Here is a 23,928-nt window from a genome sequence, read left to right on the forward strand (position 1 = left end):
TTAGACCCCGCCCGTCACGCGTATCACTTCTTCGAGCGACGTCAAGCCCGATGCGAGCCAGCGGTCGCCGTCCTCGCGCAACGTGCGCATGCCTTGCTTGCGGCCGGTGTCGAGAATCTCGGCATCGGAAGCGTTGCGGTGAATCAGCGAGCGGATCGATTCGTCGACGTTCAGCAGTTCATACACGCCGCGCCGTCCCGAATAGCCCGAATGTCCGCACTTGTCGCAGCCGACCGGGTGCCACAACTTGCGGCCGTCTTCTTCTTCGCGTTCTTCCTTGCACACGGGACACAGACGCCGCACGAGCCGCTGCGCCAACACGCCGAGCAGCGACGACGCGAGCAGATACGGCTCGACGCCCATATCCGTCAGACGCGTGACGGCGGACGCGGCGTCGTTGGTGTGCAGCGTCGCGAGCACGAGGTGGCCCGTCAGCGACGCCTGCACGGCGATCTGTGCCGTTTCGAGATCGCGGATTTCACCGATCATGATGATGTCCGGGTCCTGACGCAGAATGGAACGCAGCGCTCGGGCGAACGTCATGCCGATCCGCTCGTTGACCTGCGTCTGCCCGATCCCGGACAGATCGTATTCGATCGGGTCTTCGACGGTCATGATGTTCGTCGTCGCCGTTTCGAGCCGCGACATCGACGCATACAGCGTCGTTGTCTTGCCCGAGCCCGTCGGGCCCGTGACGAGCACGATGCCGTGCGGACGCGAAATCAGTTTGTCGAAATGCACGAGCGTGTCGGGCGCCATACCGAGCGCTTCGAGATTCAGGCGCTGCGCGTCCTTTTCCAGCAGACGCAGCACGGCGCGTTCGCCGTGGCCCGTCGGCAAAGTCGATACGCGCACATCAACCGGCCTTCCGCCGACGCGCAACGTAATACGGCCATCTTGCGGCAGACGCTTCTCGGCGATATCGAGTTGCGCCATGATCTTGATCCGCGAAATCAGCGCGCCGTGCAGGGCTTTCTTCGGACGCACCACGTCGCGCAGCGTGCCGTCGACGCGAAAGCGCACCACCGACGCATTCTCGAACGGCTCGATGTGAATATCCGATGCCTGTTCGCGCGCGGCCTGTGTGAGCAACGCGTTGATCATGCGGATGATCGGCGCGTCGTCTTCGGATTCCAGCAGGTCTTCCACTTCGGGAATGTCCTGCATCAGACGCGACAGATCGACTTCGCCTTCCACTTCGCCGACCACTTGCGCGGCGCTGCCGTCCTGGCGCGAATACGCCTGATTGATCGCCTGCGAGAGTTCATCCGCTTCGAGCCGCACAACCGACACCGCGCCGAAATTGCGCGCGACTTCCGCCAGCGCGGCCTGCGTCGTGCGTTCGCTGATCCAGACTTCCATTGAATCGGCGTGCTGATGCGCGACGAGAATCTGGCCGCTTTTCGCGAAGCCATACGGCACGAGTCGCGCGGCAAGCGCAGAGGGCGGCTCGCGATGCGCTCCGCCCGTGGCCGCTGTGTCGAGCGGCGCGCTGCCGGGCGCGTGCGGCGTGCTCACGGCTGCACCTTCTGTGTACTCGTGGCCGGTTGCGCGGGGACCGTTTGTGCGGGCGGCTGCATCTGCATCTGCGGCTGAGGCTGCTGCTGCGGAACGTACGCGGGAGCCGGGACGGGCACGCCAAGCGCCTGTTGACGCCGCATAGCATCGAGATCAAACAGGTTCAGCGTCGATCCGCCCTGGCTCGGGCCAACCGGCATCGGCGGCACCACGGGATCGTCCTTGTCCTTGATCAGGTTGTTATCGGACTTGTAGGCACCCGACACGCCCTGGATGTAGTCGTAGCGGTTCGCCGTCACCGCTTGCGCCGTGTCGCGGTCGTTGATGATCACCGGACGCAGGAATACCAACAGATTGGTCTTCGCGCGAATCTTGTTTTCCGAGCGGAACAACTGGCCGATCCACGGGATGTCGCCGAGCAGCGGCACCTTGCTGTTACTGACCTGGTAATTGTCCTGCATCAGGCCGCCCAGCACGATGATCTCGCCGTTGTCGGCAAGCACGGTCGACTGGATCGAGCGCTTCGTGAACTCGGGGCCGGCCGGATTGGTCGCCACATTGGTCGTGCCCGCCACGATCGCCGAATCTTCCGTATACAGCTGCAGTTTCAGGATGCCGCCCTCGGTAATCTGGGGCTTGATATGCAGCGTCAGACCTACGTCGATGCGATCGAAGGTGTTGAACGCCGTGGTCGCCGTGCTGCTCGTGAGGTTCGAATACGAGCCTGTCTGGATCGGCACGTTCGTACCGACGACGATCTTCGCTTCCTGGTTGTCGAGCGTGATGAGGTTAGGCGTGGACAGCACGTTGGCGTCGGCCGTCTGCGACAGCGCCTGCAGCAACGCGCCGAGCCCCTGCACACCGAAGAGGTTGTGCAGCCAGCCTACATTCAGGCCCTGCTGGATATTCTGCGTCGCCAGCGCGGTAGCCAGGCCACCCGTGGCGGCGTTGGCTGCTGCTGCCGCCGTCAGGTTGACAATACTATTGCCGCCGCCCGTGGCGAGATTAGTGCCCGCAAACAGGTTGCCGCTGCCGATCTGCCACTGGATACCCAGGTTCGCGTTCGTGTTCGAGTTCAGCTCGACGATCAGCGCTTCGATGTAGACCTGCGGGCGGCGCACGTCGAGCTGGTCGATCACGGTGCGCAGGTTGCGGTAGACGGGGTCGGACGCGGTGATGATCAGCGAGTTCGTCGACGCGTCGGCCTGGATCATGCCGCCGGGTTGATTGTCGTCGCCGCCGCTGCCTTCCTTCTCGCCGAGAAAGTCCGAGTTGTTGCTGCCCTGACCGCCATAACCACCACCGCCAGCGCCGCCGCCGGCGCCCAGCGGATTGCCGCCCAGCGACGACCCCGACGACCCGCCCATCGATCCCGACGGCAGCGGCGGCGTACCCGCGCCACCCGTCGACGTAGGCGAATTGTTCTGGTTGAACGAGTTCGCGTTATTGCCGCCGCCCGACGACGACTCGTTGCCACCGCCGCCGCCCTTGCCGAGCATGCCGCGCAGCGTCTTCGCAAGACGCACGGCGTCGGCATTGCGCAACGACACGACGTGCATGTTGCCGGGCTGCCCGGTTGCAGCATCCAGTTGCTTGGCGAGCGACTTCGCCGCCGCGAGACGTCCCGCGTTCGACGCGCGCAGCAGCAGCGAATTGGTACGCGGGTCGGCCTGCACGGACACCTTCAGCGTCGCATCGGTGTTACCGATCGCGCCGGGGTCGAGCATCTTCCCCATTTGCGTCGCGACGTCGATCGCATTCGCGTTCTTCAGCGGCACGACCAGCACCTGCTGGCCCGCCGCCGTGTCGACGCCCTGGATGATCTGCGCGATGCGGCGCACGTTATCCGCGTAGTCGGTAACAACGATGGTGTTGTTCGACGGATAGGCCGCGACCGTGTTGTTCGGCGAGATCAGCGGACGCAACACGGGCAACAGGTTATTCGCCGATTCGTTCCTCAGCTGGAATACCTGCGTGACCACCTGATCGCCGCGCGCCGCGGGCGCATTGCCGATATAGGTCGGCACGCCTTGCAGCTTCGCATCGGCTTCGGGCACGACCTTCAGGACGCCATGGTCCTGCACCAGCGAAAAGCCCTGCATTCTCAACGCGGACTGCAAGGTCTTCAGCGCCTGGTCTTCCGGAACGGGATTCTCGGAAACAAGGTTCAATTGCCCTTTCACGCGCGGATCGACGATGATCGTCTTACCCGTCGCCGCGCCGATCGCCCTCGCCACCTGATCGATGTCGGCGTTGACGAAGTTGAGCGTCACCTGAGCGTGGGCGATCTGCGCGGTGATCATGCCAGCGACCAGCAACGCTGTCGCGACGCGACGCAATGCCATACGATTTCTTCTCATGGATATGGTTTCGAAGCCGACGTTGTGATCCGCCGACGGTCATGCACAGTGGACGACCGGCCGACACCTGGTCGACCCCAGTCCGGCAAAACGCTTCCGTGGCAGCCAGTGCCAAGGATGCCCTGCCTCCCTGTAATCAAAAACAACGAACAGTAACAGCTTTTCATGTCGGAAATGTCACAGAACCAGGCGGTTCCGTGCGATTCCTCTAACGTTTCCGATCCAACGCTTCTCGGATTGCGTAATCTGTTAAGTTCTTGAAAGTTTTGGGTTCCGGACCGGTGCGCGTTTTCGGCCGCCTTTGGCCGCAAGTTACTCGCTTATGTCGGCTGGCCAACTTTAACGCGTCATGTCCAGCCGGTATGATACGGGCGGAATGACGGTTCGAGTATCCCGAAGGTAACGGGTTTTCCCGAGTTCAAGCCCGCCGGATATAGGTTTCGAGTCGTCTTTACCGTCCCATTGCTTAGGAATCGAACATAGTTTGTCATCTTGACCGATGAAGCCAATCGCCGTCACTGTCGCCATTGCTTTAGCCGCGCTAGTCAGCGCCGGGTCCGCGCGCGCCGACTGCTTCGACGAGGCCGCCGGCTATCAGAAGGTCAACCCGTTGATTTTGCGGGCCATTGCCTGGCAGGAATCGCATAACCGTCCCACGGCGGTGCATAAGAACGCCAACGGTTCAACCGACTATGGCGTCATGCAGATCAACTCCGTGCATCTGCCCGTGCTCGCGCAATACGGCATCTCGCAGGGCACGCTGATGGAGCCGTGCAAGAACGTGTACATCGCCGCCTGGCACCTGCGCCAGAAGATGAACAAGTACGGCAACACATGGGCGGCTGTCGGCGCCTATCACTCGGAGACGCCGTCGCTGCGCGACGAGTACGCGCGGCAGATCGTGGCCATTCTCCGTAAGTGGAATCTGATGCCTACCAAATAGATAGGCAGCGCCGTTCCTCCAGTTTCCCCAGTCGCCACAGATTAGTAGAGGCGTCGCCTCGCTCCAGTTGATGCACAATGCGGCTTCGTGCTGCTGCCTGTCCGGGTCCGTTTGAACCTCCGGCCGGCGCATGCGTCATTCACCTTCAAGTTTTCCGTACCGCGATGAACCAGCCGCTTTTGCCCGTCACCGTGATCTCCGGTTTCGTGGGCGCGGGCAAGACCGCGCTCGTCGATCAGATTCTGTCGAACCGCAATGGCCCGCGTGTCGCCGCGATCGTCACCGACCTCGCCGCCATCCGCCTCGATATCGACAATGCGGCGCCCGCATCTTCGCCTGCCTCGCAGGTTGAATTGCCGAATGGATGTCTCTGCGCGCAAGCCGGTGAAGATTTGCTCGAACAGTTGGCCGAACTGGCGTCGGCAAATCGTTTCGATGCGATCATCATCGAAGCAGCCGCTATCGACGAACCGATGAACCTCGTCGAGTCGATCATCGAAGACGACACCCTCGCGGCGCTCGTGCGCGTCGACACTGCCGTAACCGTGATCGATGCAGCGGGCTTTCTGCGCGACTACGCGTCGGCCGATGCGCTGTCCGAGCGCGGCATCGCCGCACATGAAGAGGACGATCGAACGATCGTCGAAGTGCTGATCGAACAGGTCGAGTTCTGCGACGTGTTCGTCATCAACAAGGCGGACCTTGTTTCCGCCGACGATCTCGCGCATCTGCAAGCGATACTCGCCGCGCTCAATCCGCGCGCCGCGCAGATCGTGAGCACCTATGGCAATGCGCCTTTCGAGGAAGTGATCGGCACGGCGCGCTTCGATTTCGACACGACTTCGAACGCAGCCGGCTGGCTCGCGTTGCTGCACGATCCTTCGAGCCATGAAAACGAAAACGGCGGCCGGGGTGTTGGGCATGTCGTCTATCGCGCGCGGCGGCCGTTTCATCCCGAGCGGATGTGGGCGCTGCTGCATGAAGAGTGGAAGGGCGTGTTGCGCGGCAAAGGCTTCTTCTGGCTCGCGACGCGCAACGAGATTGGCGGTTCGCTATCGCAAGCGGGCGGCGCTTGCCGGCCGGCACCGGCAGGAACGTGGTGGGCCGCGCAGGATCGCAGTGAATGGCCCGAAGGCGATGACGAGCTGCTGGAAGAAATCGCGGCGGACTGGTACGGCGACGCCGATGACTTCACGATCGGCGACCGTCGCCAGGAACTGGTGCTGATCGGCGTCGACATCGATCCGGCGCAATGGCGTGCGAAGTTCGATGCGTGTCTGCTGACCGACGACGAGTACGCGTTGGGCGCCGAGGGATGGCGCGCGCTGAGTGATCCGTTCCCCGCGTGGGATCTCGAAGACGACGATCACGACCACGATCATGGCCACGACCATCATCACCATCACGATCACGACGATGACGGCCATCATCATCACCATCATTGAACGTAGTGGACTGACGTCACGTCCGTCATCGAAAACGCAGACGAAAAAAAACCCGCCGATGGCGGGTGTCAACAACTCAGCGCTGATGCTTAGCGCTTGTTGACTGCGTCCTTGAACGCCTTGCCAGCCGTGAACTTAACGGTCTTTGCGGCCGGAATCTTGATGGTTTCGCCCGTCTTCGGGTTGCGGCCCGTACGTGCTGCCCGCTTGCCCGAACCGAAGCTTCCGAAGCCGATCAACTGGACTGCATCACCCTTCGCCACTGCCTTCTTGATGACTTCAAGCAGCGTGTCCAGCGTCTCGCCGGTTTGAGCCTTGCTGGCGCCCGTCTGACCTGCGACGGCGTCGATCAGTTCCTGTTTGTTCATTAAGGTTCCTTTCTGGTTTAGGTTGACACGAACAGCGCGAACGCGCCGATTATACGTGCGCGGGCCGCGCCGTCGAGCAGCGACGGCTCGGGAATACCCCCGACTCCCGCAGCGCGCCTGGCACCGCGTGGAGCACCGTGCTGCCGCTTCCCTCGCGGCGCTTGCTATGATAGCGCAGCGCAAACCCAATCTGGATAAGGGTTTCGAAGAATTACACGCTGCAACGCCTGATACAGCATGGAAAACAGCATTTTTGGCATGCAGAGCATCGAATAGATGCTATCCGAGTCGTCCAAAGCCCCGTCAGCGTTGGTTTTTGCCAACGTTCAACACCTCTCCGACAGGCTGCAGACGCCGTCTGGACGGGCTGTGACGGGTGTCGGCATGGCGTAACGGCTGCGAATTCGTGCTTCCAGTCAGTGCCGCGCCGTCGCCTGGTTCTCTTCCTTGCACCGCATTTCATCGCGCATGACCGACCCGCTCGTTCCCGCCATCCTCGCGTTTCGCGACAACGGCACCCCGTATTCCCCACGCCATGAGGACATCTATCACAGCGCCGTCGGTGCCCTTGCGCAGGCCGAATACGTCTTCCTGAAAGGCAATGAATTGCCGTCGCGCTGGCAAAAGCGGCGCGTATTCACGGTGCTGGAAACGGGCTTTGGCATGGGCATCAACTTTCTCGTGACGTGGGCTGCATGGCGCGCGGACCCGGATCGTTGCGAGCGCCTGCACTTCGTATCGACGGAAAAACATCCGTTCTCGCGCGACGATCTGCTTGCAGCGAGCGCGGCGGCCGTTGCGGACGCATCGATCGCACCGCTTGCGCAACAGCTCGTCGATGCATGGCCGACCCTCGTGCCCGGTACGCATCGGCTCGAGTTCGAGGAAGGGCGTGTCACGCTCACGCTCGTGTTCGGCGACGCGGCGCAAACGCTGCATTCGCTCTGGCTGCGCGCCGACGCTTTCTACCTGGATGGCTTTTCGCCCGCGAAGAACCCGGAGCTGTGGACGCCCGCAATCTTCAAGGCGCTCGCGCGCCTCGCTGGCGACGAGGCGACCTTCGCCACTTATACAAGCGCCGGCGACGTGAAACGCGGATTGCAGCAAGCGGGCTTCGAATACCGGAAGGTCGATGGCTTCGGATGGAAACGCGCAATGCTGGTCGGACGCTTTGCACCACGCTATCGCGTGCGGCGTCACGAGCCGCCGTTGCCGCTTGCCGTCGACGAACGGCATGCCATCGTGATCGGCACCGGGCTCGCGGGATGCGCGGCGATCGAACGACTCACGGCGCGCGGCTGGTGCGTTACGTCGCTCGAACGGCATGCGGGCGTCGCGCGCGATGCGTCGGGCAATCCCGCCGGCGTGTTTCATCCGATGATGTCGCGCGACGACAGCGTCGGTTCGCGCATCACGCGCGCGGGCTTTCTCTATGCGTTACGGCAATGGTCCGCGCTCGAGCGGCGCGGATATCGTCCGTTGCGTGGTCCGGAAGGTCTGCTGCAAATCGCTGCGGATGAAGACGAAGCGTCGGCAATGGCGCAGACGTTCGCGTCGTTTGCTTATCCGTCAGATTACGTGACGGCCGTTTCGCGCGACGAGGCACAACACATCGCGGGTATGCGCGTCGCGCGAGGCGGCTGGTTCTTTCCGCATGGCGGCTGGATCGATCCCGCGTCGCTCTGCGCGGCGCAATGTGAGGCGGCGGGTGGATTGCTGGAGCGCCGCTTCAATGTCGTGGCTTCACGCATCGAACGCGTTGCAAATCAATGGATTGTGTTCGATGCGAACGGCGCCGCGATTGCCGCCGCGCCCGTCGTCATCTTTGCGAATGCGCACGAAGCGGCGCGGATCGCCGGTCTGCACCATGCACCGACGCGCAGCGTGCGCGGTCAATTGACGCTGCTGCCCAGCGATGCGGCGCACGCGTTGCGCGTTCCCGTGATCGGCGAAGGGTACGCTGTGCCGCTGCCCGATGGCTCGACGCTGACGGGAGCAACCTATGACATCGACGATCCCGACACACGAATACGCGATGACGCTCACACCGAGAACATCGAGCGTGTCGCGCAGATGCTTCCTGACATGCGTGAGGCGATGGGTACGCGTGCGGCTTCGTCACTGACAGGGCGCGTCGCGTTTCGCTGCGTGACGAGCGACCGTCTGCCGATGATCGGCGCATTCGCCGACGAAAGGGCTGCGACTCACGACGCAGGCAAGTTACGCGGCGCCTGGCCGCTGGATCTGCCGCGCGCGCAAGGGCTGTATGGCGCATTCGCGTTTGGATCGCGCGGACTTGTATGGGCGTCGCTCGGCGCGGAGCTGATCGCTTCGCAGATCGAAGGCGAGCCGTGGCCCATCGAGCGGGATCTGGCCGAAGCGCTCGATCCCGCGCGCTTTCTCTTGCGTGCGCTACGGCTGGGCACCGCGAACTGACTTTCTTCCTGTGGAAAAGTTATCCACGGCGCGTTGTGGATAACCGGGAAAAAAGCGGGCGAAACTCGTGTGGAACGGATGTGGACGTAAACGGGGTAACTCGACAGACGTAAACATTGGCCAAAAGTTATTCATCGAACCCAGTCGGGCGCGCACATCAAGTGCATCCGGTTATGCGTTCGGCAAGACGCTGATTTGCCTCGGTAAACCTGGGTTATCCACAGAAATGCGGGTCCCTTGTTAACTTCTACTACGTATACATACAGTAAACCTATAGATGAAAAGCCCGCTGTCGGTCAAAGCCAGCGGCATCATCTTTCCTATTAAGAATTTCGCAAAACTCGCTTCGCTTCAGCAGCCGTCTTCTTTGCTGTTCACCGCTGCGAAACTGGAACGCCTGAGCGCAAGAGCACTCAAACTCAAGCACGCTGAAGATGCACCGCGTGAGGCCCTCTCAGACGCGCAAGAACATCGCTGACAAGGCCATTCTTCTCCGAAGTACGCGAGTTTTCCGGTCGCTTTTTCCTGTTGTCACGAAGTTAGCGTACGTTTTACCGCTTTGAGCGCTTGTTCGACGCTTTTCCGTCAAGTGTAAAAAAGCTATGGCACAATCGCCGTTCTTCCGCGTCGTGTATTGCCCCCGCAACCGACGCGCCAATGGAACGGTTGCCGGACCCACAGAATCTGATTCAAAAGTCGACGGCGCTCTTTTCACTCACGTCGGGCTGCCCGTAGTCATGCGGCATCGGCGTGGTCGTTTCAGTTTTTCACCCGATCGTTGACAACCCGCAACGCCGGCAGACGCGAACCGATCGCGGCAACGGACGCGGCGCGCGCTTTGCGTGCCGACGTCGTCTGCCCGTTCGCGTTGCCGAGCGTTGCTGCAAAGGAGAAGCCACCACGATGAAGTCGGCGTTTTCATTCTTTCCAGGCTGGCCGCTCACGCCCGATGCGATTTTCTGGGCAGGCCTCGCTTTGCTTGCCGCAGGTCTCGTCGGCGAGCTGTGCTATCGCGCGTGGCATCTGCCGCGCATTTCCGGCTATGCGGTGATCGGGCTGATCGCGGGCTCGGCGGGATCGGGCGTGATCGACGCGGATTCGGCGAGCACCGCGCGTCCATTGCTCGATGTCGCGCTCGGCCTGCTGCTGTTCGAACTCGGCAGCCGGCTGGATCTGCGGTGGATTCGCCGCAATACGTGGCTCATCGTGTCGAGCATTGCTGAATCGACGCTCACGTTCGTGCTCGTGCTGCTGGTGCTGCTGTTCCTGAACGTGTCGTCGGTGACGGCGCTCGTGCTCGCGTCGATCGCAATGGCGACTTCGCCCGCGATGGTGATCCAGCTGAAAACCGAGGTGCGCGCCGAAGGCCAGGTCACGCAGCGCCTCTTGACGCTGACGGCGCTCAACAGCATGTATGCGGTGATCGTCGAGAAGCTCGCGTCCGGCTGGCTGCATCAGGAAGCCTACGGCAACGTACTCGCGACGATCCTCCAGCCGCTGTATTTGCTGATCGGCTCGCTGATCCTCGCGTACCTGCTCGCGCGCACCATCACGTTCTTTTACAAGCGTGTGAATCTGCAGGACGAGCACTCTTTCGTCGCACTGTTCGGCCTCGTGCTGCTCGCCATTGCCATCGCGCATATCTTCAAACTGTCGACGATTCTCAGCCTGCTCGCTGCGGGCATCATCGTGAAAAATCTGGAAGCACGCCCGCAACTCTGGCCGGAGCACTTCGGCACGGCGGGCTGGCTGCTGACGGTGATTCTGTTCGTGCTCACGCTGACCACGTTCGAATGGCGCGACGTCGCGTTGGGTGGACTCGCAGCCGTCGGATTGATCGTCGCGCGGCTGGTGGCCAAGCTGGTCGGCGTGCTCGCGTTCGCCAAGCCGAGCGGACTGGACATGAAGCAGGGCATGGCGCTGGGGCTGTCGCTGTCTCCCATGTCGGCGCTCGCGTATCTGCTCGTCGACGACACCTACCAGCTCTATCCGAATTTCGATCCGACGCTGCGCGCGGTCACGATGTGCTCGATCGTCGTGTTGCAGCTGGTCGGGCCGTGGCTCGTCTACCGCTCGCTTGCGCTGGTGGGCGAACGCCGCGAGTAAAGCGGCGCGCCTGCACCCCGTATTTTTCATGCAGCTCGAGCGTTCGGCTGCAGCATTCGACAGTCAATCCGGCCGGCGCCGCCCGCATCGGGCGCTGATGCCGACATGAATCAGGAAACGCTATGTCACTCGAAGCCTTCATCGATTCGAAACCGTTCACCTTCGGTGTCGAACTCGAGATGCAGATCGTCAATACCCATGACTATGATCTGACCAAAGCAGGAACCGACCTGCTCCGGCTCATCAAGGACGAAAAGATCCCGGGCAACATCACGCCGGAAATCACCGAGAGCATGATCGAGCTGTCGACGGGCATCTGCACGACGCACGAGCAGGCCGTCGCCGATCTGCGCACCATTCGCGACACGCTCGTCGCCGCGGCGGACCGGCTGAACGTCGGCCTGTGCGGCGGCGGCACGCACGCTTTCCAGCAATGGAGCGAGCGCAAGATCGTCGACACACCGCGCTTTCAGTACCTTTCGGAACTCTACGGCTACCTTGCCAAGCAGTTCACCGTATTCGGCCAGCACGTACACATCGGCTGTCCGGATGCCGACAGCGCGTTGTTCCTGCTGCATTCGATGTCGCGCTACATTCCGCATTTCATCGCGCTGTCGGCGTCGTCGCCGTTCGTGCAGGGCGTCGATACGGGCTTTCACTCGGCACGCCTGAATTCCGTGTTCGCGTTTCCGCTGTCGGGCCGCGCGCCGTTCGTCCTCACGTGGGACAGCTTCGAAGAGTACTTTTCGAAGATGGTGCATACGGGCGTCGTCAACAGCATGAAGGACTTCTACTGGGACATCCGGCCGAAGCCCGGCTTCGGCACCATCGAAGTGCGCGTGATGGACACGCCGCTGTCCGTCGACCGCGCGGCCGCGATTGCGTGCTACATCCAGACGCTCGCGCGCCATCTGCTGCTCGACAAGCCTTTGATGCCAAAGGAAGACGACTATCTCGTCTACACGTTCAACCGTTTCGAGGCGTGCCGCTTCGGTCTGGCGGGCACGTGTATCGACCCGCAGACGGGTGAGCGCCGTACGATTTCCGAAGACATCATTCACACGCTCGAGCGCATCGCGCCGCATGCGGATGCTTTGGGCTCGGGCAAGGCGCTCGAAGAAATCGGCGCGATCGCGCGCGGGCAGGTGAACGACGCGACCTGGCTGCGCAATGTGGCTGAACAGGAACAATCGCTGCATGAAGTGGTGCGGCAGCAGTGCCTGCAGTGGCGCGCATAAAGGGCGTGCAAAAGCCGGAGCGTTCCAGCCGCGATGAAGTCCGACGCGGCAGGCGCATCGGATGCTGCTGCTCAGGCGCCAGGCAGACTCCAACGAAACCCGCTTTTTGCGGGTTTTTTATTTTTTTCGAATGCCGATAAGGCGTCCTCTAGTTTTTCTCAAAGTTTACGTATACATACGTAGTAATAGTTAACAAGCATTGCGTTTGCCTGTGGACAACCGAATAATTCCCTGCAAACTCAAGAGGCTGCGTAAACCATAACCAAGCGGATCGGGCGTGCATCCCGACCGTAAACCTGGGAGAACGATTCTCATGGGTGCTGGGGTCGAGCGGGTTATCAAGAATCGACGCACATGTCGTCCCCTGCCTTATCCCGTGGTTATCCACAGATTGCATTGGATAACTTAGCTGTACGATTTGCCGCTCTCGCATAGAATGTCGTTTTTCGTCGTTGCGGCTTGCCGGGATCAAGGATGCGTGGTCCAAAGCGCATGAGTCGCACGGCATGAAGCGTTTGCAAAGCCTGAGAAAGCGGCCGGGACAAGGCCCGCATCACAGGAAGTTTTTGAGATAGTAGGAATCGGCGAGCCGGCTTGACCGGCGAAGCTTCCCCCCACAGACTGTCGGCGCGCCGGCATCGGAAAAACGGATGTCGACGGGCAACGGCACGCTGTCAACAACGAACGAAAGACTATGAGCGAAGGCGTATACGGAGAGCAGGCAACCGGGCGGGTGACCCACAGCCTGCTGCGACTCAGCACGGCCATGCGGAGCCAGGCATGGGAATGGGCGGAAGGCGCGGGTCTGACGCCTACCCAGGGCGAAATCCTCGTGCTGCTGATGCAGCGCAAGGGGCCGATGCGGCTCGGCGAAATTGCACGCGAAACCGCGCTGACGGCGGCGACCACGAGCGATGCCGTGAGCACGCTGGAAAGCAAGGGTCTGGTCGAAAAGCGCCGCGCGCTCGACGACGGGCGCGCACTCGCCGTGCGTCTGACGGCTCGCGGCCGCACCGCGGCCAAGCGCGCCGCGCAATGGCCTGACTTCCTCGCGAAGGCGGTCGGCACGCTGCGCGACGAAGAGCAATCCATCTTTTATCGCACGCTGCTGAAGACGGTGCGTCAGCTCGAAGTGCAAGGCCACATTCCGCCGCACCGGATGTGCGTGACCTGCACGCATTTCGAGCCGAGCAAGAACCCGAAGAAGACGCCGCATCGCTGCATGCTGCTCGATCTGTCGATGTCGGATACCGATCTGCGTCTGGACTGCTCGGTACACGAAACGGCCGACGCGGCCACGCAGAAAAAGACCTGGAAGATCTTCGCGCAGCAAGCCTGAGTCGGCTAAACTGCGGAGCCGGCCGCCGCTCGCGGGTTTGCGTGAGCGGGGCGGGCGAGCTTGCGCCGTTTTGCGCATCGGCAGACGGCGTGTCTTCCGGCGCGCCTTTTGGGCGCGTCCAGTCAACCTGACGGTGGGATTTGCCGATGCATCACGAAGTTCTCGCCATCCGCCATGTGCACTTCGAGGATCTGGGCAGTCTCGAACGGGTGCTCGGCGAGCGGGGGCGTCCTGTCCGCTATCTGGATGTCGGCTTTGCGCGCATCGAGGCGCCCGACCCCGTGATGCCGTCGCTGATGGTGATTCTCGGCGGGCCGATCAGCGCCTTTGACGACGATCGCTATCCGACCATCGCGCCGCTCGTCTCCATGATCGAAAAGCGCATTGCAGCCGGCTTGCCGACGCTCGGCATTTGCCTCGGCGCGCAGCTGATCGCGCGGGTGCTCGGCGCGCGGGTCTATCCGTCCGGACAGACGGAAATCGGCTGGACACCGTTGACACTCACCGATGCCGGCAAGCAGTCGCCGCTGCGGCATCTGGACGGAGCGCACACGTCGATGCTTCATTGGCACGGCGATACATTCGATCTTCCTCAAGGCGCGGTGCATCTCGCCTCCACGCCCGCCTGTCAGAACCAGGCGTTCTCGTGGGGCAAGCATGTGCTTGGCCTGCAATGTCACCCTGAAATCCGCACCGACCGCTTCGAGCCCTGGCTGATCGGCAATGCCGGAGAAATCGCGGGGCACGGCATCGACGTGCGCGCGCTGCGCGCCGATACCGCGAAGCATGGCCCGAAGCTGGAAATCGCGGCGACGAGCATGTTCGGCGAATGGCTCGATCAACTGGCCGCGCGACCCTGAACAAATCCCAATGACCGCCGTGGATCACCGCGCTTTTACCGTCGATGCCGTGCTGACCGGCAAGATTGCGCCGTTGGGCGGTGACCTGTCGGGCAAGACGAGTGCGATCGGCAAGACGCCTGTCGATGGCCGTGTGTGGCTCGGCGAAACAGGACTCGAAGGTGATCAGCAGGCCGAACTCAAACACCACGGCGGCCCGGAGAAAGCGCTGCACCACTATCCGTTCGATCACTACGCCACCTGGCGCAGCGAATGGCGCGCGGGCGAATCCGGTCTGTCGACGCTCGAAGGACGCGGTGCGTTCGGCGAAAACCTGAGCACGTGCGGCCTGACGGAAGCGGATGTTTGCGTCGGCGACGTGTACCGGATAGGCGGGGCGATCGTCCAGGTATCGCAGCCGCGTCAGCCGTGCTGGAAACTGAACCTGCGCTTCGCGCGCGCCGACATGTCGCGCGCCGTGCAGAACACGCGCCGCACGGGCTGGTATTACCGCGTGCTCGAAGCGGGCGAAATCGGCGCAGGCGACGCGATCGAGCGGCTCGCGCGTCCTCACGCACAGTGGAGCGTCGAGCGCCTGTTGCGCGTGTTCTATGTCGATCGCGACGACCGGCCGGCGCTGGAAGCGATGGCTCAACTCGACACGCTGTCGCCGTCATGGCGCAAGACCGCGTCGAAGCGTCTCGAAAGCGGTGAAGTCGAATCGTGGTCGAAGCGCCTCGATGTGCCTCCCAGTCAAAGCTGATTCTCGCTGTTGAAAGCGACGCGCCTGGCCGTCTGCAGCAAATCAGACCCGGTGCTATCCTCGATCGCTCTTGAGTTTCGATGGGTAACCCCACCACCATGAGCGCTCTTTTCACTCCGCTCACGCTGCGTAGCGTGACGCTGCCGAACCGCATCGTCGTGTCACCGATGTGTCAATACTCTGCCGAACGCGGCGAAGCGACGGCATGGCACATGATCCATCTCGGCCACCTCGCGCTGTCGGGTGCGGCCATGCTGTGTATCGAGGCAACAGCCGTCGAGCCCGATGGCCGCATCACGCCCGCCGACCTCGGCCTCTGGGACGACGTGACGGAAGAAGCACTGAAGCCCGTGCTCGCCGCGATCCGCAAGCACTCGAAAGTACACGTCGCGATGCAACTGTCGCACGCGGGGCGCAAGGCTTCGAGCAACGTGCCGTGGGAAGGCGGGCAACTGATTCCCGTCGCCGACGGCGGCTGGCTGCCGCATGCGCCATCCGCGCTGCCGCACAAAGCCGGCGAAGAGCCGCCGCTCGCGCTGGACAACGCGGGTCTCAACCGTATCCGCGAAGCGTTCGCGGCGTCGGCACGGCGCGCCGCGCGTCTGGGCATCGACGCGCTCGAAGTGCATGCGGCGCACGGTTATCTACTTCATCAGTTCCTGTCGCCGCTTGCAAACCAGCGCAGCGACGAATACGGCGGCTCGCGTGAGAATCGCATGCGTTTCCCGCTCGAAATCTTCGACATCGTGCGCGCCGCATTCCCCGCCGACAAGCCGGTCGGCGTGCGTGTCTCGGCGATCGACTGGGTCGACGGCGGCATCACGATCGAAGACACGATTGCGTTCGTGCAGGAGCTGAAGAAGCGCGGCTGCGACTGGGTCGATGTGTCGTCAGGTGGCGTGTCGCCGTTGCAGAAGATCCCGCTCGAACCCGGCTATCAGGTGCCGTTCGCGAAGGCGGTAAAGGAAGCGACGGGTATGACGACGATGGCCGTCGGTCTGATCACGGACCCGGAGCACGCGAACCGGCTGATCGAAGAGGGCGACGCGGATCTCATCGCGATGGCCCGCGCGATGCTCTACGATCCGCGCTGGCCGTGGCACGCGGCCGCGCAGCTCGGCGCGACCGTCGACGCTCCGCCGCAATACTGGCGTTCGCAACCGCGCGAACAGAAGGCGCTGTTCGGCGATATTTCGTTCGGTCAGCGCTGAAGGCTGCGTTCAACCGACTACGCAGAATACGCATCGCGCGCACATGCGATGTGGATCTGTACGTAAGACGGTTGAACGAAGTCACATCATCCGTGTACGATTTCGGTTGTGACGCTGTATGCGTCGCATGTCGACGCGGCGCCAGCAAGGCGCCGCGTTTGCTATCCGCGTCAGAAAAGCCGCGCATCTGCAAAGGTGCGTCGAACGCGGAGGCATCGGCGAACAAGCGAGTTTGTTCATCCACCGTTCTACAAGGATTGATTCAATGAGTTCACGCAGGATCGCTGTGCGTCAATCGGGCGTGCACGGCAAAGGCGTGTTTGCACTCGAACCGATCGCAGCCGGCGAGCGGTTGATCGAATACAAGGGCCAACGGATTTCCTGGAAGGAAGCGCTGCGACGGCATCCTCATAATCCCGACGAACCGAATCACACGTTCTACTTCGCGCTCGATAGCGGCGACGTGATCGACGGCAAGGTGAAGGGCAACAGCGCGCGCTGGATCAATCACTCGTGCGCGCCGAATTGCGAAGCGGAAGAAATCGACGGCCACGTATTTATCGACGCGCTGCGTGATATCGGCGCGGGCGAAGAGCTGTTCTACGACTACGGGCTCGTGATCGACGCGCGTCAGACGAAGAAGCTGAAGAAGGAATACGAGTGTCGTTGCGGCGCGCGCAAGTGCCGCGGCACGATGCTCGCGGCGCCGGACAAGAAGGACGAGAAGAAAGCGAAGAAGAAAAAGTGACCAGAGTGCGCTGCCGTTCGTATCGAACGCAGCGCACGTTTTGGGACACGCTTCAAGGATCGACCGGCGCATGATGCGCCGGTTTTTTTGTTTCGCGCGGTGGTTCCGGTGCGCGCAGCACGGCGCCCGTCGCGACGGGAAGCCGCACGATAAAGCGCGCGCCACCTTCGGCGGCATCTTCGTAATGCACGCTGCCGCGATGCAGCGCCATGATGTCGTGAACGATCGCAAGGCCGAGACCGGCGCCACCGTCGACGGTGCCGTCGCTCATGCCCTGGCCGTCGCCGCGGAAGAAGCGCTTGAACAGATCGGGTTGCTGCTTTTGGGGCACGCCCGGGCCGTTGTCCTCAACGGTGACTTCCGCTGTCGGGACGCCATCCACCACCGTTTGCGCGACCGTCATCGTGATCCGCGCGCCGTTCATGCGCGACGGCGGCACATATTTCAGCGCGTTGTCGAGCAGATTCGCGATCACTTCACGCAGCAGCACAGGGTTGCCGCGCGCAATCAGCGGGTTATCGTTCGACGGATCGTCGAGCCGCTGGAAACCGAGGTCCACATGCACGGCGAGCGCGCGCGGCACCCATTCGGCGCCCGTATCGAAAGCGAGCGACGCGACGTCGAGGTTCACGAAACGCGCGGCCTGTTCGCCCGGTTCGGCGCGCGCTAGCGACAGCAACTGGTTCGACAGACGCACGGCGCGATCGGCGGCGGCACGCAGTTCCTTGACGGCGGCGAGTGTCTGCTGCGGATCGCGTCCAATGGCCGCCTGTTCCGCGTGCAGCTTGATCGCGGTGAGCGGCGTGCGCAGCTGATGCGCGGCGTCGGCGATGAATTTGCGCTGTGCGTCGAGCGCGGCTTTCAGACGGTCAAGCAAACCGTTCAGCGCGCCTGTCAGCGGACGGATTTCGACGGGGACGAAGGTTTCGTCGACGGGTTCCAGCGACGTGTGGGTCTGGCGGTTCAGCGAATCGGCGAGATCGGTCAGCGGGTTCAGTTGCTGGTTCACGACGCGCCACACGATCACCCAGCCCGCGAGCAGCAACAGCAGCAGCGGCATCATGATCGCGACCAGAAATTCGGCAGCGATGCGAAAGCGGTGATGCACCGGTTGGCCGACTTCGATGACGACGGGATTGCCCGTCGGCTGATCGACGCGCACCTGCGCAACGCGCACGGCCGTACCTTCATGCTGCGTCTCGAACACGTACGCATAGTGCATGCGACGCACATTGGTGCCTTGCAGCGGCAGTTTCGGATCGCCGGCGATTTCGGTTTCACCATTGCTGATCCGGTACACGAGTTGTTCGACGGGATCGGAGAACATCGCCTGCGCGAGCGGCGGGACGGTGATCGGCGCATCGGGGCCGGCAATCTGGATCTGCTTCGAAATGGCCGTGGCGAGGTCGGCGAGAGAACGGTCGACGACGTGCTGCGTGTATTGCCACGCGAGCCAGTACGCGATGAGGCCGCTCATCAGCGCGAGCAGCGAAAGGGGAGCGGCGAGTCGGCGCAGTAACTGGCGGCGCAGGCTATTCGCGGCGGGATAGGGCATGATCGAACCCGCGGTAAAGGACCGACGCCGAGGGATTATCGACTGCGTCAGTCATGCGTTCCAAGTGCAGTTCCAAACGGCAGTTCATATCCGGGTTGAATGACACAGGCGGCCGCCGCGCATCTGTGAGGATGCGCTCGCGGCCGCCCGTCGGACAACCCGGACGCCGTCAGACCACAATGATCTTGACGACCATTATGACGCCTGGCGGATTTCCTGGAGCAGATAGCCGAAGCCGCGCACCGTGACGATTTCGACGCGGCAGTTTTCGAGCTTTTTGCGCACCCGGTGAACATAGACTTCGATCGCGGTGTCGCCGAGATCGCCGCCGAAGTGCGTCAGGTGATCCTGCAGTTGCGCCTTGCTGACCACGCGGCCATGGCGCAGCAACAGCATTTCGAGCACCGCAAATTCACGCGGCGACAGTTCGAGCGGCTTGTCGTCGTTGAAGATGCGGCGATCCACACCCGACAGACGCACGCCACCGAGCGACACTTCCGGACGCGGCATGTCGCCGTGCGGTCCGCTGCGGCGCATCACGGCGCGAATACGCGCTTCGAGTTCGGCGGGTTCGAACGGCTTCAGCATGTAGTCGTCGGCGCCGGAATTGAGGCCTTGCACGCGGTCATTCAGTTCGTCGCGCGCGGTCAGGACGATCACGGGCGTATGACGGTTGCTCTGACGGAAACGCGAGAGCAGCGTCATGCCGTCGATACCGGGCAGTCCCAGATCGAGGATCACCAGCTCGTGGCGGTTTTGCGTGAGGGCCTGTTCGGCGAAGATGCCGTCGTGGACCATGTCGACCGTGAAGCCGGCTTGTTCGAGACTGCTTTGGATGCCGCGCGCGATAGGGCGGTCGTCTTCGATCAGAAGGAGTCGCATGGGTTTCGCTCAAGTACAATGGGTTGGGCAAGGGGCACGCGGTTCGCCGGGGCGCCTGCTGCACAGAATGCCGTGCGGCGTGCCGTCGATGCGGCCTTCAACAGATCTGCCAGCCATGTCCGATATTACGATCTACGAACTGGAAGCCGCGATCAATTTCTGGCGTTCCCGCTCGCCTTCGAGCGGTGACGAACTCGTTCTGTGCAAGGAGGCAAGCGCGCTCTCCAAGCCGTATGCGCTGATGATTGTACAGCGACAGACCGTGCTGCCGCAGGAAGGAATGGACGAGATTGCCCGCGCCGCGTGGGATTCTTACGTGTCCCTTAAGAATGGCCTAAAGAAGTGAAGGTTTGGTGGCCTGATTACCTGCAAAACGCTTTCATAACGGGTTTTCGTCAGGGTTTTGGAGCGTCACCGGCTTTCGTCCGATCAACGGCTCAAGTCACTTTCCAGCCGCAATTTCATCGATAAAACGTGCGAGGCGAATGTCGCGCTCGGTGATTCCGTTTGCATCGTGCGTCGATAGCGTGATCTCGACGTTGCTGTAGACGTTGAACCATTCCGGATGATGGTCCATCTCCTGGGCTTTGATCGCGACGCGCGTCATGAAGCCGAACGCTTCGTTGAAGTCGGCGAACTTGAACTGCCGTTTGATCGCGTCGCGGCCTTCGACGTTTTGCCAGCCGTCGAGTTGAGCGATTTGCGTTGCGCGTTGTTCGGAAGAGAGTTTCTCGATCATCGTGTCACCTTTTGAAGCCGCGCGTGGCCGCGCCGATGCCGCGTGCATTGGCGCATACGCGGTCGTCCTATTTTTTCACGGTTGAAGGGTTGCTGCAGCGCGCTACGTCAGATGTCACCGTCCGTCGCCCAGCCTTCGCCCGTGCCGCGCGTGATGACGGTGTCGGTGGCGCGCACTTCGCCGGCCGGGAAAGGTACTGCATGCGCGAGCTTCGCCAGCAGCGGCGCGAAGTCGGTACGCGCGACGTCGAACAGTTGCGAGAAATCGTCGATCACGAAGTAGGTCTTCTGGAACGTGTCGATCCGGTACTGCGTTTGCATCACGCGTTCGAGATCGAACGCGATGCGATTGGGCGCGTCGCTTTGCTGGCTGTAGAGCGTCTCGCCTTTGCTCGACACGATGCCCGCACCGTAGATCTTCACGCCGTTTGGACTCGCGTCGTCGCGGATCAGGCCGAATTCGACTGTGTACCAATAGAGGCGCGCTAGCAGCGGCAGCGCATTCGCATCGTTCGCAGCGAGGGCCGCGCGGCCATATGCATGCATGTAGTCGGCGAACACGGGGTTGATCAGTAGCGGCACATGGCCGTACAGATCATGGAAGCAGTCGGGCTCCTGCAGATAGTCGAGCTGATCCGGGCGGCGCATCCACCACGTCACGGGAAAGCGGCGGTTCGCCAGATGCTCGAAAAACACCTGATCCGGCACGAGGCCCGGCACGGCGACGATCCGCCAGCCGGTCGCAGGCATCAGCTGTTCGTTGATCGCTTCGAACGAAGGCACGCTTTCCGGCGACAGATTCAGCCGCTCGACGCCTGCCAGAAATTCGTCGCACACGCGCCCTCTGAGCAGCGCCGTCTGCCGCGTATAGAGCTGCTTCCACACCGCGTGATCGACCGCGCCGTAGCGATGCGTCGGCTGGTCGATGGTGAAGTCGGCGCGGGTTTCGAGGCCGGCGTCAAATTGCTCTTTGAGCTTCGCGGTGTTCGGGACTGACATGACGGATGACTGGCCGGGCGCGGCTCGCCCGATAGATAGAAACCGTGCAAGTCTAGAGCGGGTAACGCGCGGAAAGGGCGCATGTTTTCCGGATCGCACGACGGGAATGCGATAATCGTGCATTAGATCGCCAATTCATGCGGAGGATTTACATGCTAGAACTCGATCACTTCGATCTGGCGCTGCTCGACGTCCTGCAGCGCTTCGGGCGCGCGACGCACCAGCAACTGGGCGAGCAGGTGCCGCTGTCGCCTTCGCAGATCGGGCGGCGCTTGCAGCGGCTGGAGTCGATCGGTGTGGTCGATGGTTACCGCGTGGTGCTGCGGCCGGAAAAGCTCGGGCTCGGCGTGACGGCTTTCACGAGCCTGAAGCTGAAGCACCACGGCGATTCGATCATCGAGCAGTTCCAGCAGCAGATCGACGTGCTGCCCGAGGTGCTGGAGTGCCACGCGGTGGTTGGCGACGCGGATTATCTGCTGCGTATCGTGGCGCCGGATCTGAACGCGCTGTCGTCGTTCGTGATGAAGAAGCTGATGCGGGTGCCGGGCGTCGACAGCGTGCGCTCGTACATCGTTCTGACGACGTTCAAGCGCAACGGCCCATTGCCGCTCGGTCATCTGGCGCCCGGCGCGGCCGCCGTCTGACCTCGCGGCATATCGGACATCAGGCGGCTTTCAACGGCTCCTGATTCAGCATATCCACGTAAGCGACGGCAACCAGATCCGATTCCGGCACGCCGAGCTTCGAGAACACGGCGTGCGCTTCCTTCTCGCCGCCTTCTTCGTCGTCATCCTGCGCGAGCACGACTTCGAGCTCGATGAAATCGCCGAGACCATCGACGCGATCCAGGTGAATCCGCGTGCGCCCGACGATATAGACATGGCGCTCCTTCGTGACGATGCCGCGCGTCGTGAGCGCGGTGGCGAGCAGCGAGTGCATCGCTTCGGGGTTCGTCACCGGGCTGCGCGTGTAGTACGACGCCTTCGGGCCGTCGCGGTCGTCGCGCTGATAGAAGATCAGTTCGGCGGGCGTGCCGTCGTCGAACTGGCGCAACTTCAGACGGCCACGCGGCACGTCGTAGAAAAAGTCCTGCTGGCGAAAAATCAAAGGAGCGTCAGGCGAAAGCGCAGCGGCGCGCTCGCGAAGCTGCTCGAAGTGCTGCGCGCGAGCTTTGATTTCGATGTTGCGTGCCATGTGAAGCTCCTGTCGAAAGGTGAACGTGGACGGCTTCTGACGACAACGGGTTCGCCCCGATTGGCTGAGTGCGCAAACCGGTCGGCAGAGACCAAAGGGATACGGAAAAACAGCGGGGGAAAAGCGGGCAAAGCGTCAATCTAGCAAAAAGCCCATGACGATGTGGTTAAAGGCCACGGCATGCGAAGGGTGCAAAAACCTCGCTGTGTCATGAGATCGGCTCATATCGCGCGACGCCGCTTTTCGCGCTGTGGCATGCGCGTTCCGCGTGTACCGCTTATGCCGACCACTGCTGTTCGATCAGCTTCAGCGCCACGGCGATCGCCGGCTCGTCCTTGTGCGCGGCAAGCGTGATGAACGTCAGCTCCGTCGGCACGGTGATGCCTTCGACGATCGTCAGTGCATGCGCGTGCGCTTCGGCAAGTGCAGTCGAATCGCGCGCGAGCGTGAGCCCGACGCCTGATTTGACGAGATCGAGCATCGACGGTTCCTGATCGACCTCCGCGACCTTGATGGGCTTGACGCCGGCATCGGCGAAGCGGCGCGTCAGCAGCCGGTTGTGTGCGGACGCGGGCGGCGTCCAGATCCACGGAAACGAAGCGAGCGCACGCCAGTCGCGCGCGCCTTTCATGCGGTCTTTCCAGCCGGGCGGCGCCAGCACGCGATACTGGAAGTGCGTCAGCGTGACGGCGTGAAAGATCGCGCTGTCGCGTGGTTCGTCTTCGTCAGGCTGGCCGATGTAATAACCGACGTCGAGTTCGCCCGCGCGCACCTGATCGCGCACCCAGCCGGACATGCCGTGCCGCAATTGCGTTTCGATGTGCGGCCACGTCTCGACGAGCTGCTTCAGAAATCCGCCGAGCCGCAGAAACGCCGGATCGAGAATCGTGCCGATGCGCAGACGCCCGCGCACTTCCTGGCGCAGTGTGGCGGCCGCCCGTTCGACATCGTTCGCGGCCGCGAGCGCGCGCTCAGCATGCGGCAACAGCGTCTGACCGTCGCGCGTGAGCGCAAGCCCGTGTGACGTGCGCGTGAACAGAGTCACGCCGAGCGCGGCTTGCAGGTTCTTGATCTGCAGGCTGACGGCGGGCTGGGTCAAATGCAATTGCGCGGCAGCGCGCGTCAGATTGCCTTCGCGCGCGACCGTCGCAAAGGCGCGGAGCAGGGTGAGGTCCATCCGCTGATATTAACGCGCCTTATATCGCATTTGAGCATTACTCATTGGATTTGCGACTCACTTGCCGAT

The 23,928-nt window shown here is 62.4% G+C and carries 21 protein-coding genes and 2 pseudogenes; 14 read left to right on the forward strand and 9 right to left on the reverse strand.

Annotation, left to right across the window (positions count from 1 at the left end; genetic code table 11):
- Both gspE and gspD read right to left on the reverse strand, forming a co-directional pair.
- On the reverse strand, positions 1–1,518 hold the full coding sequence (gene gspE, locus BLT65_RS14760; RefSeq protein ID WP_091778717.1) for a type II secretion system ATPase GspE: 1,518 nt from the start codon (positions 1,516–1,518) through the stop codon (positions 1–3).
- Positions 1,515–3,863 (reverse strand): type II secretion system secretin GspD, encoded by a 2,349-nt coding sequence (gene gspD / locus BLT65_RS14765; protein WP_091778719.1) that lies wholly within the window; start codon positions 3,861–3,863, stop codon positions 1,515–1,517. Before gspD ends, gspE begins: the two co-directional genes overlap by 4 nt.
- Positions 3,864–4,377: 514 nt before the next feature.
- Here gspD and BLT65_RS14770 point away from each other — a divergent pair.
- From BLT65_RS14770 to BLT65_RS48705, 3 genes and pseudogenes are all read left to right on the forward strand, one after another.
- The gene (locus BLT65_RS14770; RefSeq protein WP_091778721.1) at positions 4,378–4,821 is read left to right on the forward strand and encodes a lytic transglycosylase domain-containing protein; all 444 of its coding nucleotides are present in this window, start codon (positions 4,378–4,380) and stop codon (positions 4,819–4,821) included.
- Positions 4,822–4,985: 164 nt separating this feature from the next.
- Positions 4,986–6,089, forward strand: a pseudogene (locus tag BLT65_RS14775) (GTP-binding protein); the annotation flags it as partial.
- Positions 6,090–6,171: 82 nt separating this feature from the next.
- Positions 6,172–6,237, forward strand: a pseudogene (locus BLT65_RS48705) (hypothetical protein); the annotation flags it as partial.
- A 118-nt stretch (positions 6,238–6,355) separates the two neighbouring features.
- Here the strand turns inward: BLT65_RS48705 and BLT65_RS14780 are convergent.
- Positions 6,356–6,634, reverse strand: a complete 279-nt coding sequence (locus BLT65_RS14780; RefSeq protein WP_007581741.1) for an HU family DNA-binding protein — start codon at positions 6,632–6,634, stop codon at positions 6,356–6,358.
- A gap of 468 nt (positions 6,635–7,102) precedes the next feature.
- Here BLT65_RS14780 and mnmC point away from each other — a divergent pair, with 468 nt between their 5' ends.
- The 9 genes from mnmC (at position 7,103) to BLT65_RS14820 (ending at position 17,314) form a co-directional block, all read left to right on the forward strand.
- Positions 7,103–9,070: a bifunctional tRNA (5-methylaminomethyl-2-thiouridine)(34)-methyltransferase MnmC2/FAD-dependent 5-carboxymethylaminomethyl-2-thiouridine(34) oxidoreductase MnmC1 gene (gene mnmC, locus BLT65_RS14785; RefSeq protein WP_091778725.1), complete on the forward strand. Its 1,968-nt coding sequence runs from the start codon at positions 7,103–7,105 to the stop codon at positions 9,068–9,070.
- 277 nt (positions 9,071–9,347) lie between these two features.
- Positions 9,348–9,548 (forward strand): hypothetical protein, encoded by a 201-nt coding sequence (locus BLT65_RS46450; protein WP_143036516.1) that lies wholly within the window; start codon positions 9,348–9,350, stop codon positions 9,546–9,548.
- Positions 9,549–9,973: 425 nt separating this feature from the next.
- Entirely contained in the window at positions 9,974–11,176 is a 1,203-nt protein-coding gene (locus BLT65_RS14790; RefSeq protein ID WP_042305165.1) for a cation:proton antiporter, read from the forward strand.
- A gap of 122 nt (positions 11,177–11,298) precedes the next feature.
- Positions 11,299–12,414: a YbdK family carboxylate-amine ligase gene (locus BLT65_RS14795; RefSeq protein WP_042305079.1), complete on the forward strand. Its 1,116-nt coding sequence runs from the start codon at positions 11,299–11,301 to the stop codon at positions 12,412–12,414.
- Positions 12,415–13,108: 694 nt separating this feature from the next.
- On the forward strand, positions 13,109–13,753 hold the full coding sequence (locus tag BLT65_RS14800; RefSeq protein ID WP_028363966.1) for a MarR family winged helix-turn-helix transcriptional regulator: 645 nt from the start codon (positions 13,109–13,111) through the stop codon (positions 13,751–13,753).
- A 146-nt stretch (positions 13,754–13,899) separates the two neighbouring features.
- Positions 13,900–14,613 (forward strand): glutamine amidotransferase, encoded by a 714-nt coding sequence (locus BLT65_RS14805; RefSeq protein ID WP_091778727.1) that lies wholly within the window; start codon positions 13,900–13,902, stop codon positions 14,611–14,613.
- 10 nt (positions 14,614–14,623) lie between these two features.
- Positions 14,624–15,355 carry an MOSC domain-containing protein gene (locus tag BLT65_RS14810; protein ID WP_091778729.1) on the forward strand — a complete coding sequence of 244 codons (732 nt, stop codon included), beginning with the start codon at positions 14,624–14,626 and terminating at the stop codon, positions 15,353–15,355.
- 98 nt (positions 15,356–15,453) lie between these two features.
- Positions 15,454–16,566 carry an NADH:flavin oxidoreductase/NADH oxidase gene (locus BLT65_RS14815; protein WP_091778731.1) on the forward strand — a complete coding sequence of 371 codons (1,113 nt, stop codon included), beginning with the start codon at positions 15,454–15,456 and terminating at the stop codon, positions 16,564–16,566.
- A gap of 265 nt (positions 16,567–16,831) precedes the next feature.
- Positions 16,832–17,314 carry an SET domain-containing protein gene (locus BLT65_RS14820; protein ID WP_007742823.1) on the forward strand — a complete coding sequence of 161 codons (483 nt, stop codon included), beginning with the start codon at positions 16,832–16,834 and terminating at the stop codon, positions 17,312–17,314.
- 52 nt (positions 17,315–17,366) lie between these two features.
- On the opposite strand, the gene BLT65_RS14825 is transcribed toward BLT65_RS14820, so the two are convergent.
- A complete protein-coding gene (locus tag BLT65_RS14825) occupies positions 17,367–18,869 on the reverse strand; it encodes a sensor histidine kinase (protein ID WP_091778733.1) in 1,503 nt (500 codons plus the stop codon).
- Between the two features lie 195 nt (positions 18,870–19,064).
- Complete coding sequence (locus tag BLT65_RS14830) at positions 19,065–19,751, reverse strand: response regulator transcription factor (protein ID WP_007581727.1); 687 nt, start codon at positions 19,749–19,751, stop codon at positions 19,065–19,067.
- 115 nt (positions 19,752–19,866) lie between these two features.
- Here BLT65_RS14830 and BLT65_RS14835 point away from each other — a divergent pair, with 115 nt between their 5' ends.
- The gene (locus BLT65_RS14835) at positions 19,867–20,097 is read left to right on the forward strand and encodes a DUF3717 domain-containing protein (protein WP_091778735.1); all 231 of its coding nucleotides are present in this window, start codon (positions 19,867–19,869) and stop codon (positions 20,095–20,097) included.
- A 96-nt stretch (positions 20,098–20,193) separates the two neighbouring features.
- Here BLT65_RS14835 and BLT65_RS14840 read toward each other — a convergent pair whose 3' ends face one another.
- Positions 20,194–20,538: a 4a-hydroxytetrahydrobiopterin dehydratase gene (locus BLT65_RS14840; protein WP_079482239.1), complete on the reverse strand. Its 345-nt coding sequence runs from the start codon at positions 20,536–20,538 to the stop codon at positions 20,194–20,196.
- 59 nt (positions 20,539–20,597) lie between these two features.
- Complete coding sequence (phhA, locus tag BLT65_RS14845; protein WP_091778737.1) at positions 20,598–21,488, reverse strand: phenylalanine 4-monooxygenase; 891 nt, start codon at positions 21,486–21,488, stop codon at positions 20,598–20,600.
- A 152-nt stretch (positions 21,489–21,640) separates the two neighbouring features.
- On the opposite strand from phhA, the gene BLT65_RS14850 reads away from it, so the two are divergent.
- Complete coding sequence (locus BLT65_RS14850; RefSeq protein WP_007581720.1) at positions 21,641–22,132, forward strand: Lrp/AsnC family transcriptional regulator; 492 nt, start codon at positions 21,641–21,643, stop codon at positions 22,130–22,132.
- Positions 22,133–22,151: 19 nt separating this feature from the next.
- Here BLT65_RS14850 and BLT65_RS14855 read toward each other — a convergent pair whose 3' ends face one another.
- Together BLT65_RS14855 and BLT65_RS14860 are read right to left on the reverse strand one after the other, a co-directional pair.
- Positions 22,152–22,682: a class IV adenylate cyclase gene (locus BLT65_RS14855; RefSeq protein ID WP_091778739.1), complete on the reverse strand. Its 531-nt coding sequence runs from the start codon at positions 22,680–22,682 to the stop codon at positions 22,152–22,154.
- 277 nt (positions 22,683–22,959) lie between these two features.
- Complete coding sequence (locus tag BLT65_RS14860; protein WP_042305086.1) at positions 22,960–23,859, reverse strand: LysR family transcriptional regulator; 900 nt, start codon at positions 23,857–23,859, stop codon at positions 22,960–22,962.
- Positions 23,860–23,928: the final 69 nt, after the last annotated feature.

The sequence above is a fragment of the Paraburkholderia steynii genome, assembly GCF_900100565.1.
GTDB lineage: Bacteria > Pseudomonadota > Gammaproteobacteria > Burkholderiales > Burkholderiaceae > Paraburkholderia > Paraburkholderia terrae.

Coding starts and splice junctions, on each gene's coding strand:
- gspD (WP_091778719.1), bottom strand. CDS start 3,863: ATGGCATTGCGTCGCGTCGCGACAGCGTTGCTGGTCGCTGGCATGATC.
- BLT65_RS14770 (WP_091778721.1), top strand. CDS start 4,378: ATGAAGCCAATCGCCGTCACTGTCGCCATTGCTTTAGCCGCGCTAGTC.
- BLT65_RS14780 (WP_007581741.1), bottom strand. CDS start 6,634: ATGAACAAACAGGAACTGATCGACGCCGTCGCAGGTCAGACGGGCGCC.
- mnmC (WP_091778725.1), top strand. CDS start 7,103: ATGACCGACCCGCTCGTTCCCGCCATCCTCGCGTTTCGCGACAACGGC.
- BLT65_RS46450 (WP_143036516.1), top strand. CDS start 9,348: ATGAAAAGCCCGCTGTCGGTCAAAGCCAGCGGCATCATCTTTCCTATT.
- BLT65_RS14790 (WP_042305165.1), top strand. CDS start 9,974: ATGAAGTCGGCGTTTTCATTCTTTCCAGGCTGGCCGCTCACGCCCGAT.
- BLT65_RS14795 (WP_042305079.1), top strand. CDS start 11,299: ATGTCACTCGAAGCCTTCATCGATTCGAAACCGTTCACCTTCGGTGTC.
- BLT65_RS14800 (WP_028363966.1), top strand. CDS start 13,109: ATGAGCGAAGGCGTATACGGAGAGCAGGCAACCGGGCGGGTGACCCAC.
- BLT65_RS14805 (WP_091778727.1), top strand. CDS start 13,900: ATGCATCACGAAGTTCTCGCCATCCGCCATGTGCACTTCGAGGATCTG.
- BLT65_RS14810 (WP_091778729.1), top strand. CDS start 14,624: ATGACCGCCGTGGATCACCGCGCTTTTACCGTCGATGCCGTGCTGACC.
- BLT65_RS14815 (WP_091778731.1), top strand. CDS start 15,454: ATGAGCGCTCTTTTCACTCCGCTCACGCTGCGTAGCGTGACGCTGCCG.
- BLT65_RS14820 (WP_007742823.1), top strand. CDS start 16,832: ATGAGTTCACGCAGGATCGCTGTGCGTCAATCGGGCGTGCACGGCAAA.
- BLT65_RS14825 (WP_091778733.1), bottom strand. CDS start 18,869: ATGCCCTATCCCGCCGCGAATAGCCTGCGCCGCCAGTTACTGCGCCGA.
- BLT65_RS14830 (WP_007581727.1), bottom strand. CDS start 19,751: ATGCGACTCCTTCTGATCGAAGACGACCGCCCTATCGCGCGCGGCATC.
- BLT65_RS14835 (WP_091778735.1), top strand. CDS start 19,867: ATGTCCGATATTACGATCTACGAACTGGAAGCCGCGATCAATTTCTGG.
- BLT65_RS14840 (WP_079482239.1), bottom strand. CDS start 20,538: ATGCACGCGGCATCGGCGCGGCCACGCGCGGCTTCAAAAGGTGACACG.
- phhA (WP_091778737.1), bottom strand. CDS start 21,488: ATGTCAGTCCCGAACACCGCGAAGCTCAAAGAGCAATTTGACGCCGGC.
- BLT65_RS14850 (WP_007581720.1), top strand. CDS start 21,641: ATGCTAGAACTCGATCACTTCGATCTGGCGCTGCTCGACGTCCTGCAG.
- BLT65_RS14855 (WP_091778739.1), bottom strand. CDS start 22,682: ATGGCACGCAACATCGAAATCAAAGCTCGCGCGCAGCACTTCGAGCAG.
- BLT65_RS14860 (WP_042305086.1), bottom strand. CDS start 23,859: ATGGACCTCACCCTGCTCCGCGCCTTTGCGACGGTCGCGCGCGAAGGC.